General features: G+C 72.2%; 15 protein-coding genes. 7 read left to right on the forward strand and 8 right to left on the reverse strand.

The annotated features are described in order from the left end of the window. The first annotated feature begins 7 nt into the window (after nt 1–7). Entirely contained in the window at nt 8–946 is a 939-nt protein-coding gene (locus ACFYM0_RS35100; protein WP_388508916.1) for a methyltransferase, read from the forward strand. A 72-nt stretch (nt 947–1018) separates the two neighbouring features. Here ACFYM0_RS35100 and ACFYM0_RS35105 read toward each other — a convergent pair whose 3' ends face one another. Next, nucleotides 1019–1636, reverse strand: coding sequence for a TetR/AcrR family transcriptional regulator (locus ACFYM0_RS35105; protein ID WP_388508919.1), 618 nt, complete (start codon nt 1634–1636; stop codon nt 1019–1021). 157 nt (nt 1637–1793) lie between these two features. Here ACFYM0_RS35105 and ACFYM0_RS35110 point away from each other — a divergent pair, with 157 nt between their 5' ends. Beyond that, complete coding sequence (locus ACFYM0_RS35110; protein WP_388508922.1) at nt 1794–3257, forward strand: MFS transporter; 1464 nt, start codon at nt 1794–1796, stop codon at nt 3255–3257. A gap of 23 nt (nt 3258–3280) precedes the next feature. Here ACFYM0_RS35110 and ACFYM0_RS35115 read toward each other — a convergent pair whose 3' ends face one another. Continuing rightward, nucleotides 3281–4423, reverse strand: a complete 1143-nt coding sequence (locus ACFYM0_RS35115; protein WP_388508925.1) for an SRPBCC domain-containing protein — start codon at nt 4421–4423, stop codon at nt 3281–3283. Between the two features lie 89 nt (nt 4424–4512). On the opposite strand from ACFYM0_RS35115, the gene ACFYM0_RS35120 reads away from it, so the two are divergent. Beyond that, nucleotides 4513–5049 (forward strand): GNAT family N-acetyltransferase, encoded by a 537-nt coding sequence (locus tag ACFYM0_RS35120; RefSeq protein WP_388508927.1) that lies wholly within the window; start codon nt 4513–4515, stop codon nt 5047–5049. Between the two features lie 23 nt (nt 5050–5072). Here ACFYM0_RS35120 and ACFYM0_RS35125 read toward each other — a convergent pair whose 3' ends face one another. Genes ACFYM0_RS35125 through ACFYM0_RS35140 form a run of 4 tightly spaced genes read right to left on the reverse strand, consistent with a single transcriptional unit; the run spans nt 5073 to nt 7352 of the window. Continuing rightward, nucleotides 5073–6200, reverse strand: a complete 1128-nt coding sequence (locus ACFYM0_RS35125) for an alpha-L-fucosidase (RefSeq protein WP_388509029.1) — start codon at nt 6198–6200, stop codon at nt 5073–5075. Beyond that, complete coding sequence (locus ACFYM0_RS35130; RefSeq protein WP_388509034.1) at nt 6149–6499, reverse strand: hypothetical protein; 351 nt, start codon at nt 6497–6499, stop codon at nt 6149–6151. The genes ACFYM0_RS35125 and ACFYM0_RS35130 overlap by 52 nt, the downstream gene beginning before the upstream one ends. Continuing rightward, entirely contained in the window at nt 6463–7107 is a 645-nt protein-coding gene (locus ACFYM0_RS35135) for a carbohydrate ABC transporter permease (protein ID WP_388508930.1), read from the reverse strand. Before ACFYM0_RS35135 ends, ACFYM0_RS35130 begins: the two co-directional genes overlap by 37 nt. Further along, a complete protein-coding gene (locus ACFYM0_RS35140; RefSeq protein ID WP_388508933.1) occupies nt 7104–7352 on the reverse strand; it encodes a hypothetical protein in 249 nt (82 codons plus the stop codon). Before ACFYM0_RS35140 ends, ACFYM0_RS35135 begins: the two co-directional genes overlap by 4 nt. Nucleotides 7353–7708: 356 nt before the next feature. On the opposite strand from ACFYM0_RS35140, the gene ACFYM0_RS35145 reads away from it, so the two are divergent. Next, nucleotides 7709–8509, forward strand: coding sequence for a helix-turn-helix domain-containing protein (locus tag ACFYM0_RS35145; protein WP_388508937.1), 801 nt, complete (start codon nt 7709–7711; stop codon nt 8507–8509). A gap of 2 nt (nt 8510–8511) precedes the next feature. Here ACFYM0_RS35145 and ACFYM0_RS35150 read toward each other — a convergent pair whose 3' ends face one another. Beyond that, nucleotides 8512–9783 (reverse strand): alpha-L-fucosidase, encoded by a 1272-nt coding sequence (locus tag ACFYM0_RS35150; protein WP_388508939.1) that lies wholly within the window; start codon nt 9781–9783, stop codon nt 8512–8514. 144 nt (nt 9784–9927) lie between these two features. Next, on the reverse strand, nt 9928–10629 hold the full coding sequence (locus ACFYM0_RS35155) for a FadR/GntR family transcriptional regulator (protein ID WP_388508942.1): 702 nt from the start codon (nt 10627–10629) through the stop codon (nt 9928–9930). 260 nt (nt 10630–10889) lie between these two features. Here ACFYM0_RS35155 and ACFYM0_RS35160 point away from each other — a divergent pair, with 260 nt between their 5' ends. From ACFYM0_RS35160 to ACFYM0_RS35170, 3 genes are read left to right on the forward strand one after another with little or no spacing between them, the layout of a single operon-like run. Then, nucleotides 10890–11741, forward strand: a complete 852-nt coding sequence (locus ACFYM0_RS35160; protein ID WP_388508945.1) for a fumarylacetoacetate hydrolase family protein — start codon at nt 10890–10892, stop codon at nt 11739–11741. Nucleotides 11742–11752: 11 nt separating this feature from the next. Beyond that, nucleotides 11753–13156: an enolase C-terminal domain-like protein gene (locus ACFYM0_RS35165; RefSeq protein WP_388508948.1), complete on the forward strand. Its 1404-nt coding sequence runs from the start codon at nt 11753–11755 to the stop codon at nt 13154–13156. After that, nucleotides 13153–13917 (forward strand): SDR family NAD(P)-dependent oxidoreductase, encoded by a 765-nt coding sequence (locus ACFYM0_RS35170; protein WP_388508951.1) that lies wholly within the window; start codon nt 13153–13155, stop codon nt 13915–13917. Before ACFYM0_RS35165 ends, ACFYM0_RS35170 begins: the two co-directional genes overlap by 4 nt.

The following is a 13917-nucleotide window of genomic DNA, read 5'->3' on the forward strand; positions in this document are numbered from 1 at the left end:
TGGAGCCATGACCCACGCACAGCACGCACCCCGGCACGGCCGCGACGACGCCCACGGATCCCACGGTCCCGGCCACCATGACCACGGCCACTACGACCACGGCCAGGCGGCCCGGCACGGCCACACCCGCGACGACCTCGAGGGTCAGGCGGAGATCCTCGACCTGGACGCGGAAGTCCTCGCCGAGCACATCGCCGACATCACCACGTGGCTGCCCCTGCACGAGCCCCCGCGCCACATCGTGGACCTGGGCTGCGGCACGGGAGCCGGTACCTTCGCCCTGCTCGACCGGTTCCCCGACGCGCACGTCACCGCCGTGGACTCCTCGGCGGGGCACCTGCAGCGTCTGAGGGAGAAGGCGTGCGCCCGGGGCGTCGAGGACCGCGTCCGCACCGTGCAGGCCGACCTCGACGAGACCGCGTGGCCCGACCTCGGCACGCCGGACCTGGTGTGGGCCTCGGCCTCGATGCACCACATGGCCGACCCGGACCAGGCCCTGCGCACGGTCCGGGACCTGCTCGCCCCCGGCGGACTGTTCGCCGTCGTCGAGCTGGCGGGCTTCCCCCGCTTCCTGCCCGCGGACGCCCCCGAAGGCCGGCCCGGACTGGAGGACCGCTGCCACACCGCGAGCGAGAGCTACCACGCCGACCACGTGCCCCACCGCGGCGCCGACTGGGGGCCGAAGCTCACCGCGGCCGGATTCGCCCTCGACGGCGACCGGGTGATCGACGTGAACATCGAGGGCTCCCGCAGCGAGGCGGTCGGCGCGTACGCCCTCGGCAGCCTGCAGCGCCTGCGCCGCAGCACCGTCGACAGCCTCGGGCCCGAGGACCTCGCCGCACTCGACCGGCTGCTCGACACCGACGGCCCCGAGAGCATCCTGGGCCGCGACGACCTCGCCGTACGCACCGAGCGCGCCGTCTGGGCCGCCCGCCGCAAGAGCTGATCCGTGCGGCTGCGGCGTCGACACCCCGCTGCGCCGCGACCTGCGCCGCGGGGCGCTACGGCCCGGAGGGAGTCACTCCTGCGGCCGGCGCAGCAGCGGGGGAGCCGGGTGGGGCAGGGGGGTGGCCGCCGCAGGGCTCAGGCCGTCCATGACCAGGGTCACGTAGCGGCGCCAGCCCTCCTCGGCGGGGTCCATGGTCCACAGCACGCTGACGAGCATGCTCATGATCCGCTTCAGATCGTCGGGCACGAGGTCCCCCCGGATCACCCCGGCCTGCTGACCCCGGGTCACCAGCGGGTCGAGCGCGTCGAAGAACCGGGCGCTGGTCTCCGCGGAGAGGACGCCGGCCTTCCGTGCGGCCGTCAGCGCGTGGTGCTCGTCGGCCGCCGAGGTCAGGGCGGCTTCCAGTACGGCGGTCAGGCCGCGGCGGGGGTCCTCGTCGGCCAGCCCGCGGTCGATGGCGGGCAGGACGTCCTGCGTGAACTGCTGGTCGAGTACGGCCCGGAGCAGGGCGGCCTTGTCCGGGAAGCGGCGGAAGAGCGTGGCGATCCCCACCCCGGCCCGCCGCGCGATCTCGTCGAGCGGCGCATCGGGTCCCAGCTCGGCGTACACGCCGCGTGCCGCTCCGACGATCTTCTCGATGTTGCGCACGGCATCGGCGCGCAGGGGTTTGGGGCTTTCGGTGGGCACGCTGCCGAGAATACAACTGATAGTCGGCGATCAGATCCGGTTGACACGTCGCACACCGCGAACTGATAGTTGACTACTGATTGTGGTGTGGGCCGACCTCGTGCCCACGCATCGCCGGGCCCGCGGCTCGACCGACAAGACACCCCTAGGACCCTTCATGCGACAGCCGCCCACGGCCGCCCCCCGCACCGGCAAGGTGATCGCGACGCTCGCCCTCGCGGGCATCGCCGCAGCCGTCATGCAGACACTGGTCACGCCGCTGCTGGCCGACCTGCCGAACATCCTCCACACCTCGCACTCCAACGCCGCCTGGGTCGTCACCGCCACCCTCCTGGTCGCCGGCGTGTGCGTACCGATCAGCGGGCGCCTGGGCGACATGCTCGGCAAGCGCCGCATGCTCCTGGCCTGCTGCATACCGCTGATCGTCGGATCGGTGGTGTGCGCGCTGGCGGGCGGCGTCGTCCAAATGGTCGTCGGGCGCGGCCTGCAGGGCATCGGCATGGGCATGATCCCGCTGGGCATCGCCCTGCTCCGCGACATCCTCCCCGCGGAGAAGCTGAGTTCCTCCATCGCCCTCGTGAGCGCCTCCATGGGCATCGGCGGCGGCATCGGCCTCCCGGTCTCCGCAGCCGTCGCCCAGTACGCGAGCTGGCGCTTCCTGTTCTGGGGGTCCGCGGCGCTCGCCGGCTGCGTCGCCGTCATGATCGTGGCCTTCGTACCCGAGGGTTCGGGCGCGGCCAAGGGGCAACGCTTCGACGCGGTCGGCGCGCTGGGCCTCGCGGCGGGCCTGGTGTCCCTGCTGCTGTTCGTGTCCAAGGGCGCCGACTGGGGCTGGGGATCGGCCACCACCCTCGGGCTGATCGCCACCGCCGTGGTGGTCCTGGCCGCCTGGGGGTGGTTCGAATGGCGCACCACCGATCCGCTGGTCGACCTGCGCACCACGGTCCGCCCGCGCGTCCTGCTGACCAACCTCGCCTCGGTCTCCATCGGCTTCGGCATGTACGCAGGCATGCTGGTGGTCCCGCAGCTGCTGCAGTTCCCCGCCGCCACCGGCTACGGCCTGGGCCAGTCCATGCTGGCGGCCGGCCTGTGGATGCTCCCCGGCGGGCTGATGATGATGGCGGTGTCCCCCCTCGGGGGCAAGCTGACCAACACGCACGGCCCGAAGGTCACCCTCGTCAGCGGAGCGCTCGTCCTGGCCGCGGGCTACGGGGTCGCGCTCCTCTTCTCCGGCACGGCCGCCGGGCTGATGGTCGCCGTCATGGTCATCAACAGCGGTGTCGCCCTCGCCTACGGGGCCATGCCCGCTCTGATCATGAGCGCTGTACCCCTGACGGAAACCGGCGCCGCCAACGGCTTCAACGCCCTCATGCGCTCCCTGGGCACCTCCGTCGGCGCCGCCGTCGTCGGTGTGGTCCTGGCCCAGATGACCACCACGGCCGGCGGGTCCACCTTCACCTCCGAGGCGGGCTTCCGCACCGGCCTGCTGATGGGCGGCGGTTTCGCCCTGCTGTCCGGAGCCGTTGCCGCGCTGATCCCCGCCCTCCGGCCGCAGCGGCTCGAGCTTCAGGACCAGTCGGGGCCCTCGGCTGAAACGGCCCCCACCTCGGTGGTGAAGTAGCGCCGACGCTCAACTCGTCCGGGTCATCGGCCCGCTTCGAGGTACGACGCCAGGTGGGCCAGTGAGGAGGCGATGCCCGCCTCGTGGTCCGCGCGGTCGATGCCCGGTGGTACGTCCGTGGCGGTCACGGTCACCTCGGTGCCGCCCTCACCGGAGCCGGAGCCGGAGCCGGAGCCGGAGGCGGCGAGGTGCCAGGTCATCGTCATGGTGCCGGCGTACGACGGGTCTTCGGACACGAACACGGCCTGCTGCACCACGCGCTCGGGCGGCACCAGGCCGGTGAACCGTACGTCGACCACATCGGTCGCGGCGGATGTTTTGCCGGGACCACCGGCGGGACCACCGGCGGGGCTCTCGGCGGGATCGAGGTGGGTGAGGATCATCCGGAAGCCGCCGCCGGGCCGTGGGTCCCATCGCTCGATCCGCCCGCTCATCCCGTCCGGCGGGAGCCAGGCTTCGAGGGCCTCGCGGTCGAGGAGGGCGGCGTAGACGGCCGCCCGCGGTGCCGCGATCGTCCGGGCGGCGCGGTCGGTCCTGCCGGTGGACCCGTTCCCGGACCGGTCCCGGTGCGCGGGCGTGCCGTCGGCCGGGATCTCCAGGGTGCGGAGGTGGGCGGTCACGGCCGCCGTGGTGCGCCGCTCGTCGCGGCTCGCCAGCAGGTCCAGCAGGGCCCCGCGCAGGACCGAGAGGAGCAGGGTGCGTTCGGCGAGCCCCGCGGGCGTGTCGCGGCGGGCCGGCGGCTGGGCGGCGGCGAAGACCTCCAGCCAGTCGGCGATCGTCCGCTCCGCGAAGCCCGCCCAGGGTCCCGTGTCACCGCTCAGCGAGCGCGAGTAGCCCTCGACCCAGAGGGTGAGGACCTTGCGGTGTCCCGGGTCGGCCAGCCAGCTCCAGACCAGTTCGCCCGTGCGGGCGAGCCCGTGTTCCGGCCGGGCCGCGTGTACGGCTTCGAGCATCCCCGTCTCGTCCTGGCGGGCCCGCGCGAGCAGCGCCTGCACCAGGGCGTCCTTGCTGCCGAAGAGGAAGAGGAGGACGCGCGGACTGCTGCCGATCGCCTCGGCCAGGGGGCGCAGGGACATGTCCGCCAGCCCGTGGTCGAGCACGTGCGCGTAGGCCAGCTCCAGGAGCTGCTGCTTGCGGGCGGAATCGGTGCGGGCGGAGGGGGTCATTCGGACATTATGCTTTACTGAAACAGTCGTTTCAGTCATTCGGTGGTTCGGCGGTCCGGTGGATTCGGCCGCTCAGAGAGGGAGTTCCCATGCATGAGGCCCGTGCGGTGATCCGGCCGCTGGGAGAGCCGGGCGATCTCGGCTGGGTGGTGATGGCCCACGGTGAGCAGTACGCGAAGGAATTCGGCTGGGACACCAGCTTCGAGGCCCTGGTCGCGCGGATCGTCGCGGACTACGCGGCCGGCCACGATCCTTCCCGTGAGTCGGCCTGGATCGCCGAACTGGACGGCCGCCGGGTCGGCAGCGTGTTCTGCGTGGCCGACCAGCAGGACGGGGAGGACGGGGAGGGTGAGGAGGAGAACGAGGGAAGCACCGCCAAACTGCGGATCCTCCTCGTGGACCCCGCCGCCCGCGGTCACCGTCTGGGCTCGCGCCTGGTGGCGCAGTGCGTGGACTTCGCTCGCGAGGCGGGGTACGAGCGGGTCCGGCTGTGGACGAACGACACCCTGGTGGCCGCGCGCGGGATCTACCTGGCCGCCGGTTTCCGGCTCGTGGAAGAGGAGCCGCACCACAGCTTCGGCGCCGATCTGATCGGACAGGTCTACGAACTCGACCTGTCGGCCTGACCGGCGCCCCCACCTGGCCGGCGCTACCGCCCCTCCGGCCAGAGGTCCACGGCGACCACCGTGCAGAGGTCGTCGAGCAGCTCGCCCGGGATCCCCACGCGCAGCTCGCCGTCGGGATCGGCGGCCGCCGCGTGGATGTCCTTCAGCCGGGCCTGCACCGACCACTCCAGGGCCGTACCGGTCCCCAGCAGGGTGACCTCCCGGACCCGCGCGACGGGCAGCCCGCGCACGGTCATCTGCTCGTACGGGCGCATCGTGAGGTGCAGGCAGAGGCGGCTGCCGCCGTCCGGGAGCCTGCGTACGGTGGAGGGGCCGTGGAACTGCCACAGCTTCAGTCCGGGCTCCGTCCCGTGGACGCTCTCGCCGTGCCGCTCCATCCAGCCCGCCAGCCCTTCGAGGCGCTCCACGGCCTGCGGCGGGAACTCGCCCTCACCCGTCGGCCCCACGTTGAGCAGCAGGTTGCCGCCCATGGACGCCGCCTCGACCAGGGGGGTGGTGAAGTCGCCGTGGCCCTTGCAGCGGTCGTTGACCAGGGCGCGGGGCTGCCGCTCGCGAATCAGCTCGCGCAGTTCCCCGTAGCGCCATTCCTCCTCGGTGTGCTCGAACTCCCCGTCCAGCCAGACGATGTCGAGGTCGCCGTAGGACGTGAGCAGTTCGTCGAGCTGGCCGACCATGAAGGCCCGGAAACGCTCCCACTGGGCGGGCGTGCCGCGCCGGTACACGCCGACCCGGTACGGCTTGGCGATCGCGTCGTCCGTCAGCCGCGGGTACTCCTCGTGGTGCCAGTCGACCACGGAGAAGTAGAGGCCGATGCGGAAGCCGCGGCCCCGGAAGGCCTCCACGACCTCAGCGGTGACGTCGCGGCCCCACGTCTTGGCGACGGAGTAGTCGGAGAGCTTCGTGTCGTACATGGCGAAGCCGTCGTGGTGCTTGGCGGTGAAGACCACGTAGCGGGCGCCGGCCCGCCAGGCGCGGTCCGCCCAGTCGTCAGGGTCGAAGCGGGAGGGCCGGAAGGCGTCGGCGTTGTCGAAGTACTCCTGGCAGCCGACCGCTTCGAGCGGCGGATCCTGGAGGTGTACCCCGCCGGTCATCTGCCAGCTCAGCTCCCAGCCGCGGGTGCTGGCGTGGCCCCAGTGCAGGAACAGCCCCAGGCCGAGCTCCCTGAACCAGGAGGAGGACGCCGCGCCCCCGGGGGCGGCAGCGGCGGTGGATGGTGTGCTCGCTCTTTGACTCCTCCTGCGGTGCTGCCCTGGGTGATGAACTTCAGGCCCGCCACGACCAGTACGACGGCCGGTACGGCGAGCAGGACGAGGGCGGCGACGTACTGCGAGGTCTGGCCCGGGGTGGGGCCGAAGGCGCTCTCGATGGTCTGGACGGCCTGGGCGGCGGTGATCTGCCCGGCGTCCTTGAGGATCATCGAGGGGAAGAGGAAGTCCTGGAGGGACCACATGACGGCGAGCGCGCGAGGTTGACCAGGGCGGGGCGCGCGGACGGCAGGAAGACGTGCCAGAAGATCCGCGGGTGGCCGGCCCGGTCGAGGCGGGCCGCTTCGATCATCTCGTGGGGGATGCCGTCCGCGTAGTTGCGCAGCAGCAGGACGGCGAAGGGCAGGGTGAGGGCGGCTTCCGGAAGGGCCACCCCGAGCGCGGAGTTGAAGAGTCCGAGCTGTCCGGTGATCCAGTAGACCGGGACGATGAGGGCCATCGCGGGCACCGCCAGGAAGATCAGCGCCAGGTGATCGAGGGTGTCGCGGCCGGGGAAGACGAGCTTGGTGAAGGCGTACGCGGCCATGGCGCCGACCGAGCAGACCAGAAACGCGTGCAGGGCGGCGATGAGGAGGCTGTTCGCCAAGGCGCGGCCCAGGCTCAGCTGGTTGAACTCGCCCGTCAGGACGGTCAGGTAGTTCCCGAAGCCGCCGTGGGCGACCGATGCGCGGACCGCGGTGACCAGGGGGAAGGACCACAGCAGGGCGTCGAGGACGAGGACCGTGTACACGGTGACGTTGTCGCGGCGGCGGTCCCGCAGCCGGGCCAGGGGGGTGTCGCTCGTACGGCTCATCGGGCCCTCCGCTGGACGAGGATCTGCACGGCGGACACGGTGAGGGCCAGCAGGAGGACCAGCACGGCGGCGGCCGAGGCATAGCCGACGCGGCCGTCTCCGAGCATCGTGTTGTAGAGGTAGGTGCCGGTGATCTGGGTGCGGCCGCCCGGTTCGCCATGGGTGGAGAAATAGATGACGTCGAAGGCACGGAAACTGCCCAGGAGCACGGACAGGACGACCGTCTTGTGGGTGCCGCGGAGCATGGGGAAGAGGATCAGGCGGTAGATCTGCCAGGTGCGGGCCGGCGACTACTGCGACGATGTCACCTGGACCTCGGCCAACGGTGCCACGGCCACCATCGCCTTCACCGGCACCGGCCTGGTGCTGCGCGGGCCGATGTCCGGCTCGGACGGCTACGCCTCCGTCAAGATCGACGGATCCCGGCGGGCACGGTCAAGGCGGCCCACAGCGGCACCTACAAGCCCCGGCAGGCGTACTGGACCGTCGACCACCTCACCCCCGGCAGCCACACCGTGACCGTCACCAAGACCGGTGGTACCTATCTGCAGATCGACTCGGTCACGGCATCCCGTAGCTCCGGTCCCGACGAAGGCGCCACATGAACCACTCCTACTGGACCGAGCCCGGCCGCACCGTCGGAGTCCCCCTGGACGGACCGCCCCGAGTGGCCGGGCTCGGCGTCGGCGTGCACGGCGTCACGCGCGCCCTGGACGTCTTCCGGCTGCCCGACCTGTGGCAGCTCCACCTCTACCGGTACACCGCCGAACTCACCGTGGACGGAGTCACGCACCAGATCCGCCCCGGACACGTCAGCCTCGTACCGCCCGGCGCTGTCGTGGCCTTCCGCTACCGGGGCCGCTCCGAGCACCTGTACGCGCACTTCGCGCTGGACGGCGCCGCCCGGACGGAGGGCGTACCGGTGGTCCAGGACGCCGGGGCACAGACCCCGGCCCTCTCCGAGCTGCTGCTCCTCGCCATCGCGTCGGCCCCGCGCACCCCGCGCCGGGCCGACGCGGAGGTCTGGGGCGCCCTGTGGCGCGTGGCGGCCCTGGCCGGGCCCGCCGATGGGCAGCCGCGACCGCACCGGGCCGTCGCGGCCGCCCTGGCGCACATCGAGTCGCACCTGGCGGAACCGCTGGCCGTGCCCGAGATAGCCCGCGCCTCGGGCGTCTCGCACAACCACCTGCTGCGCCTGTTCAGGGCCGAGACCGGGACCACGGTGGTGGCCTACGTGCGCCGCCGGCGCATGGAGCGGGCCCGGCACCTGCTGCGCGAGTCCACCCTGCCGATCGCCGCGATCGCGGACGCCGTCGGGATCGGCGACCTGCAGGCCTTCAACAAGGCCTGCAGGCGCGAGTGGGGCGCCTCACCCCGCGGTGTGCGGGGCGGTGAGGGCTGATGTCAGTCGCGGCCGGCGCCCCGGTACAGGTCCAGCCCGCCCTCCAGCTCTACGGCGAGCACGGTCGCCTGGTCGTCGACGTCGGCGGGCGCCGGGGCGTCGATCCACAGGACGCCGGGCACCTCGCCGAAGCCACCGGTGACCCGGTGCCCGAGCGTGGTGCCGGAGCCGACCACCGAGACGCGCCGCACCTTGTTGCGCAGGCCCCGCAGGGAGACGGCCTCGCGCGGCGGGTCGAAGCAGACCAGGTACAGCGTGCGGCCGTCGGCGGACAGCGTGCTCGGCCCGTAGTGGTGTCCGGCCGGGAGTCCGGCGACGGTGGTGTGCACGGCCTCGGAGTGCTTGGCGATCCAGTCGCCGAGGCCCTCCAGACGTTCCACCTGCTCGGGGAGGAACGTGCCGTCCTCGCGCGGCCCGACGGCCAGCAGCAGGTTGCCGCCCATGCCGATCGTCTCGGCGAAGTAGCGGACCAGCCGGCGCACCGACTTGTGGTCCCGGTCCTGCGGCTGGTAGCCCCAGGACTCGTTGACGGTCAGGCACAGCTCCCAGGGCCCGGAGGGCCGCCGGAGAGGGACTCCCTGCTCGGGAGTCGCGTAGTCCCCGTAGCCGAGCATCCGTGCGTTCAGGACGGTCTCGGGGTTCGCGTCGAGGATCCGTTCGGAGAGCGCGCGCAGGCCCCACTGCTCCTCGCTGCGTTCCCACTCGCCGTCGAACCACAGCAGATCGGGCCTGAAGCGGGATACCAGCTCGCCGACCTGGGCGTCGCGGTACGCCAGGAACCGGGACCAGGCCCGCGGATCGTCGACTCCGTCCGCCGGGGTGACGAGCGGGTGGGTGGCCACCGAGTCGTTCGGCGGTTCGGGGTGGGTCACGCTCGCGTAGTCGGGGTGGCTCCAGTCCGAATGCGAGTAGTACACACCCACTTTGAGGCCCTGTTCGCGCAGCGCCCCGGCGTACTCGGCCACCAGGTCGCGGCCGGCGGGGGTGCTGCGGACGGCGTTCAGCTCGCCGTGCCCCGTGTCCCAGAGCGCGAACCCGTCGTGGTGACGGGCGGTGAGTACGGCGTACTTGGCTCCGGCGCGGGCGAACAGCCGGGCCCAGGCGGCGGCGTCGTAGGCCGAGGCGGTGAAACCGTCCAGCTGCCGCATGTACTGCTCGCGCGGGACCTCGCCGCTGTAGAGCGACCAGGACTCCGGGACCCCGTCGACGGAGTAGATGCCGTAGTGGACGAAAATTCCCAACTTGGCATCGGTGAACCAGGGTTGCATCGGCATGAGCGGATTCCCTTGGTGAGAGGGGGGGGGCGGGCTGCGCGGCCTCGTGGACCGCGCACTTCGAAGCTAGGCCCGGGTGTCCGCCTGCCGCGTGGGGGCCAGTCACCAAAACTGGTCGGTTCTCACCATGGGGCGGAGGGCGGGTCAGTCGTCGAGCCGGCCGCGCATCCACTCCTCGACCTCACCGACGTGGGCGGCGGCCGCCGCCCGTGCCGCCTCGGGGTCGCGGGCGACCAGGGCGCGGTGGATCCTGCCGTGTTCCTTGCGGGTGCGTTCGAAGGCGCCGTCCTCGGCGTACCCGCGCCAGACCCTGGCCCGGAAGGTCCTGGAGGAGAGCCCCTCCAGGATGGCGGCCAGGCTCGCGTTGCCCGAGGCGGCCACGATCGCCCGGTGGAAGGCGAGATCGTGGGACAAGATCACCTCCGGGTCCTCGGACTCCTCCATGGCGCGGAGGTGGCCGGTCACCTCGGCCAGCGCCTCGGCGGTGATGCGGGCGGCGGCCAGGGCGGTGGCGGCCGACTCCAGGACGCGCCGGACCTCCAGCAGTTCGACCAGTTGCCGGCCGCGCGAGAGGTCGGCGACGGCTCCGAAGGTCTCCAGGAGGTCGCCGGCCTCCAGCAGGGTCACGTAGATCCCGGAACCGTGGCGGGCCTCCAGGACGCCCATCACGGTCAGGGCGCGGACCGCCTCGCGCATCGAGCTGCGGGAGATGCCCAGTTGTACGGCGAGGTCCCGTTCGGTGGGCAGGCGCTCTCCGGGCTGGAGGCTGCCCTCGGCGATCATCGCCTTGATCTGCTCGATCGCGCGCTGGGTCACGGTCCCCCTGGGCGGGGTGCGGTCCTCCACGGTGTTCCTCCGTCTTCGGGGTCTGCGGCAGTTTAGCCATAGAAGTGGTCCGACCAATCAAAGGGATCGGAAGGAATTCGAACCTTCATGGGTGTTGCAAGGCTCAAGTGGTCTGATAAATATGAGTCACGGACGGAGCTGCACCGACTCTCCGGCACCGCTTCTCCGATACCGCATCCCGGCACCGATCCGCACCGCCGCCCTCCCCCGCCCCCGCGCGTACGGAGCCGCCCGGATCCCCGGTCACGCAAGGAGCCCTCGTGAAACTGCTGCGTCTCGGCGCCTCCGGCGCCGAACGGCCCGCCCTCCTGGCCCAGGACGGACGCACCTACGACCTCGCGTCCCTCACCGACGACATCGACGGCGCCTTCCTCGCCTCCGGGGGACCGGACCGGGCCCGCGCCGCGCTCGAGGAGGGCCGGCTGCCCGTCCTGGACACGGCCGGCTTGCGGGTCGGGGCTCCGGTGGCCCGCCCCGGCAAGGTCGTCTGCGTCGGGCTCAACTACCGCGACCACGCCGAGGAGACCGGCGCCGCCGTACCTCCCCGCCCCGTCGTCTTCCTGAAGGACCCCGGCACGGTGGTGGGCCCGTTCGACGACGTGCTCATCCCGCGCGGTTCGGCCAGGACCGACTGGGAGGTGGAACTCGCCGTGGTCATCGGCGCCCGCGCCCGCTACCTGGAGGGTCCCGGGGAGGGGCTGCGCCACATCGCCGGCTACGCGGTCAGCAACGACGTGTCCGAGCGGGAGTTCCAGCTCGACTTCTCCTCGCAGTGGGACCTCGGCAAATCCTGCGAGACCTTCAACCCGCTCGGCCCCTGGCTCGTCACCCCCGACGAGATCGCCGACCCCCAGCACCTGGGCCTGCGCCTGGCCGTCAATGGAGTCCCGCGCCAGAACGGCGACACGCACGACATGATCTTCGGGATCGGGTACCTGGTGGCCTACCTCAGCACCTACATGGTCCTGGAGCCCGGGGACGTCATCAACACCGGGACCCCCGCCGGAGTCGCCCTCGGTCTGCCCGGGAACCCGTACCTGCGCCCCGGCGACACCGTCGAACTGTCCATCGACGGCCTCGGCCTGCAGCGTCAGACCTTCTCCCAAGCCTGAAAGGCCCGCCCGTGACGCCCACCGCCGCCCGCATCACCGCGGTCGACACGTACGACGTCCGCTTCCCGACCTCCCGGGAGCTGGACGGCTCGGACGCGATGAACCCGGACCCCGACTACTCCGCCGCCTACGTGGTCCTGCGCACCGACGAGGTGACCCCTCCGGGCGGGGAACTGCACGGCCACGGCTTCACCTTCACCATAGGCCGCGGCAACGAGGTACAGGTCGCCGCCCTCGACGCCCTGCGCCCGCACGTCGTCGGCCGGTCGGTGGAGGAGCTCTGCGCCGACCCCGGCTCGCTCAGCCGAGATCTGGTCGGCGACAGCCAACTGCGCTGGCTCGGGCCCGAGAAGGGCGTGATGCACATGGCCATCGGCGCCGTGGTCAACGCCGTCTGGGACCTCGCCGCCAAGCGCGCCGACAAGCCGGTCTGGCAGTTGCTCGCCGAAGCCGACCCCGCCTGGCTCGTCTCGCAGGTGGACTTCCGCTACCTCACCGACGCGCTCACCCCCGAAGAGGCCCTGGACCTGCTCGTCCGCGGCCGCCGCGGCGCCGCCGCGCGGACCGCACGGCTGCGCACCACCGGCTACCCGGCCTACACCACCTCGCCCGGCTGGCTCGGATACTCCGACGAGAAGCTCACCCGGCTCGCGAAGGAAGCCGTCCAGGGCGGCTTCACCCAGATCAAGCTGAAGGTCGGAGCGGACCTCGCCGACGACATCCGCCGGATGCGCGCCGCCCGCGAGGCCGTCGGACCGGACTTCCGGATCGCCATCGACGCCAACCAGCGCTGGAACGTCGACGAGGCCATCGCCTGGACCAGGGAGCTGGCCCGGTTCGAGCCGTACTGGATCGAGGAGCCCACCAGCCCCGACGACATCCTGGGCCACGCCGCAGTCCGCAAGGGCGTCGCACCCGTTAAGGTCGCCACCGGCGAGCACGTCCAGAACCGCGTCGTCTTCAAGCAGTTGCTCCAGGCCGGGGCGATCGACGTCCTCCAGCTTGACGCCGCCCGGGTCGGCGGGGTCAACGAGAACCTCGCCATCCTGCTGCTCGCCGCCAAGTTCGGCATTCCCGTCTGCCCGCACGCCGGCGGAGTCGGTCTGTGCGAACTCGTCCAGCACCTGTCGATGTTCGACTACGTGGCCCTCTCCGGCACCACCGAAGACCGCGTCATCGAGTACGTGGACCACCTCCACGAACACTTCCTCGCCCCGGTCGGCATCCACCGCGGGCACTACGAGGCCCCTGCCGCCGCCGGCTTCTCGGCCGAGATGCGTCCCGAGTCCATCGGCCTGTTCCGCTACCCCGAGGGCGCCTTCTGGGCCGCCGACCGGGCCGCCGACCGGGCCGCCGGGCAAGCCGCCCACCACGCCGCCGTCCAGCACGCCGCACAGCAGGGAGCCCCGGCATGACCGACCGCAACGAACTGGCGGGCCTGACCGCCGTCGTCACCGGCGGGGCCTCCGGCATAGGCCTGGCCACCGCCCGGCTCCTGGCGGCGCGGGGCGCCGCGGTCGCCGTACTCGACCTCGCACCCGACGGCGTCCCCGGACCGCTGACCGGCCTGCGCGCGGACGTGACCGACGACGACTCCGTACGCGGAGCGGTGCGCGTGGCCGCCGAAGTCCTCGGCGGGATCGACATCCTCGTCAACAACGCGGGCATCGGCGCCACGGGCACCATCGAGGACAACGCCGACGAGGCATGGCACCGCGTGCTGGACGTCAACGTCCTCGGGATCGTCCGCACCACCCGGGCCGCACTGCCCTACCTGCGCCTCTCCGGGGCCGCGGCCGTGGTCAACACCTGCTCCATCGCCGCCACCGCCGGTCTGCCGCAGCGCGCGCTCTACAGCGCCAGCAAGGGCGCGGTGCTCTCCCTCACCCTCGCGATGGCCGCCGACCACGTCCGCGAAGGCATCCGCGTCAACTGCGTGAACCCGGGCACCGTCGACACCCCCTGGGTCGGCAGGCTCCTCGATGGCGCCGCGGACCCGGCCACCGAGCGCGCCGCCCTCGAAGCCCGCCAGCCTTCCGGGCGACTGGTCTCGGCCGACGAGGTCGCCGCCGCCATCACCTACCTGGCGAGCCCGGCGGCCGGCTCGATCACCGGCACCGCCCTGGCCGTAGACGGCGGCATGGCCGGACTTCGCCTGCGCCCGGCCCGAACATGA

Origin of the sequence: Streptomyces sp. NPDC006487, from assembly GCF_042870555.1 — a bacterium.
GTDB lineage: Bacteria > Actinomycetota > Actinomycetes > Streptomycetales > Streptomycetaceae > Streptomyces.

Coding starts and splice junctions, on each gene's coding strand:
- ACFYM0_RS35145 (WP_388508937.1), top strand. CDS start 7,709: ATGAACCACTCCTACTGGACCGAGCCCGGCCGCACCGTCGGAGTCCCC.
- ACFYM0_RS35115 (WP_388508925.1), bottom strand. CDS start 4,423: ATGACCCCCTCCGCCCGCACCGATTCCGCCCGCAAGCAGCAGCTCCTG.
- ACFYM0_RS35135 (WP_388508930.1), bottom strand. CDS start 7,107: ATGAGCCGTACGAGCGACACCCCCCTGGCCCGGCTGCGGGACCGCCGC.
- ACFYM0_RS35100 (WP_388508916.1), top strand. CDS start 8: ATGACCCACGCACAGCACGCACCCCGGCACGGCCGCGACGACGCCCAC.
- ACFYM0_RS35170 (WP_388508951.1), top strand. CDS start 13,153: ATGACCGACCGCAACGAACTGGCGGGCCTGACCGCCGTCGTCACCGGC.
- ACFYM0_RS35140 (WP_388508933.1), bottom strand. CDS start 7,352: ATGCTCCGCGGCACCCACAAGACGGTCGTCCTGTCCGTGCTCCTGGGC.
- ACFYM0_RS35120 (WP_388508927.1), top strand. CDS start 4,513: ATGCATGAGGCCCGTGCGGTGATCCGGCCGCTGGGAGAGCCGGGCGAT.
- ACFYM0_RS35150 (WP_388508939.1), bottom strand. CDS start 9,783: ATGCCGATGCAACCCTGGTTCACCGATGCCAAGTTGGGAATTTTCGTC.
- ACFYM0_RS35110 (WP_388508922.1), top strand. CDS start 1,794: ATGCGACAGCCGCCCACGGCCGCCCCCCGCACCGGCAAGGTGATCGCG.
- ACFYM0_RS35130 (WP_388509034.1), bottom strand. CDS start 6,499: ATGTGGTCCCTCCAGGACTTCCTCTTCCCCTCGATGATCCTCAAGGAC.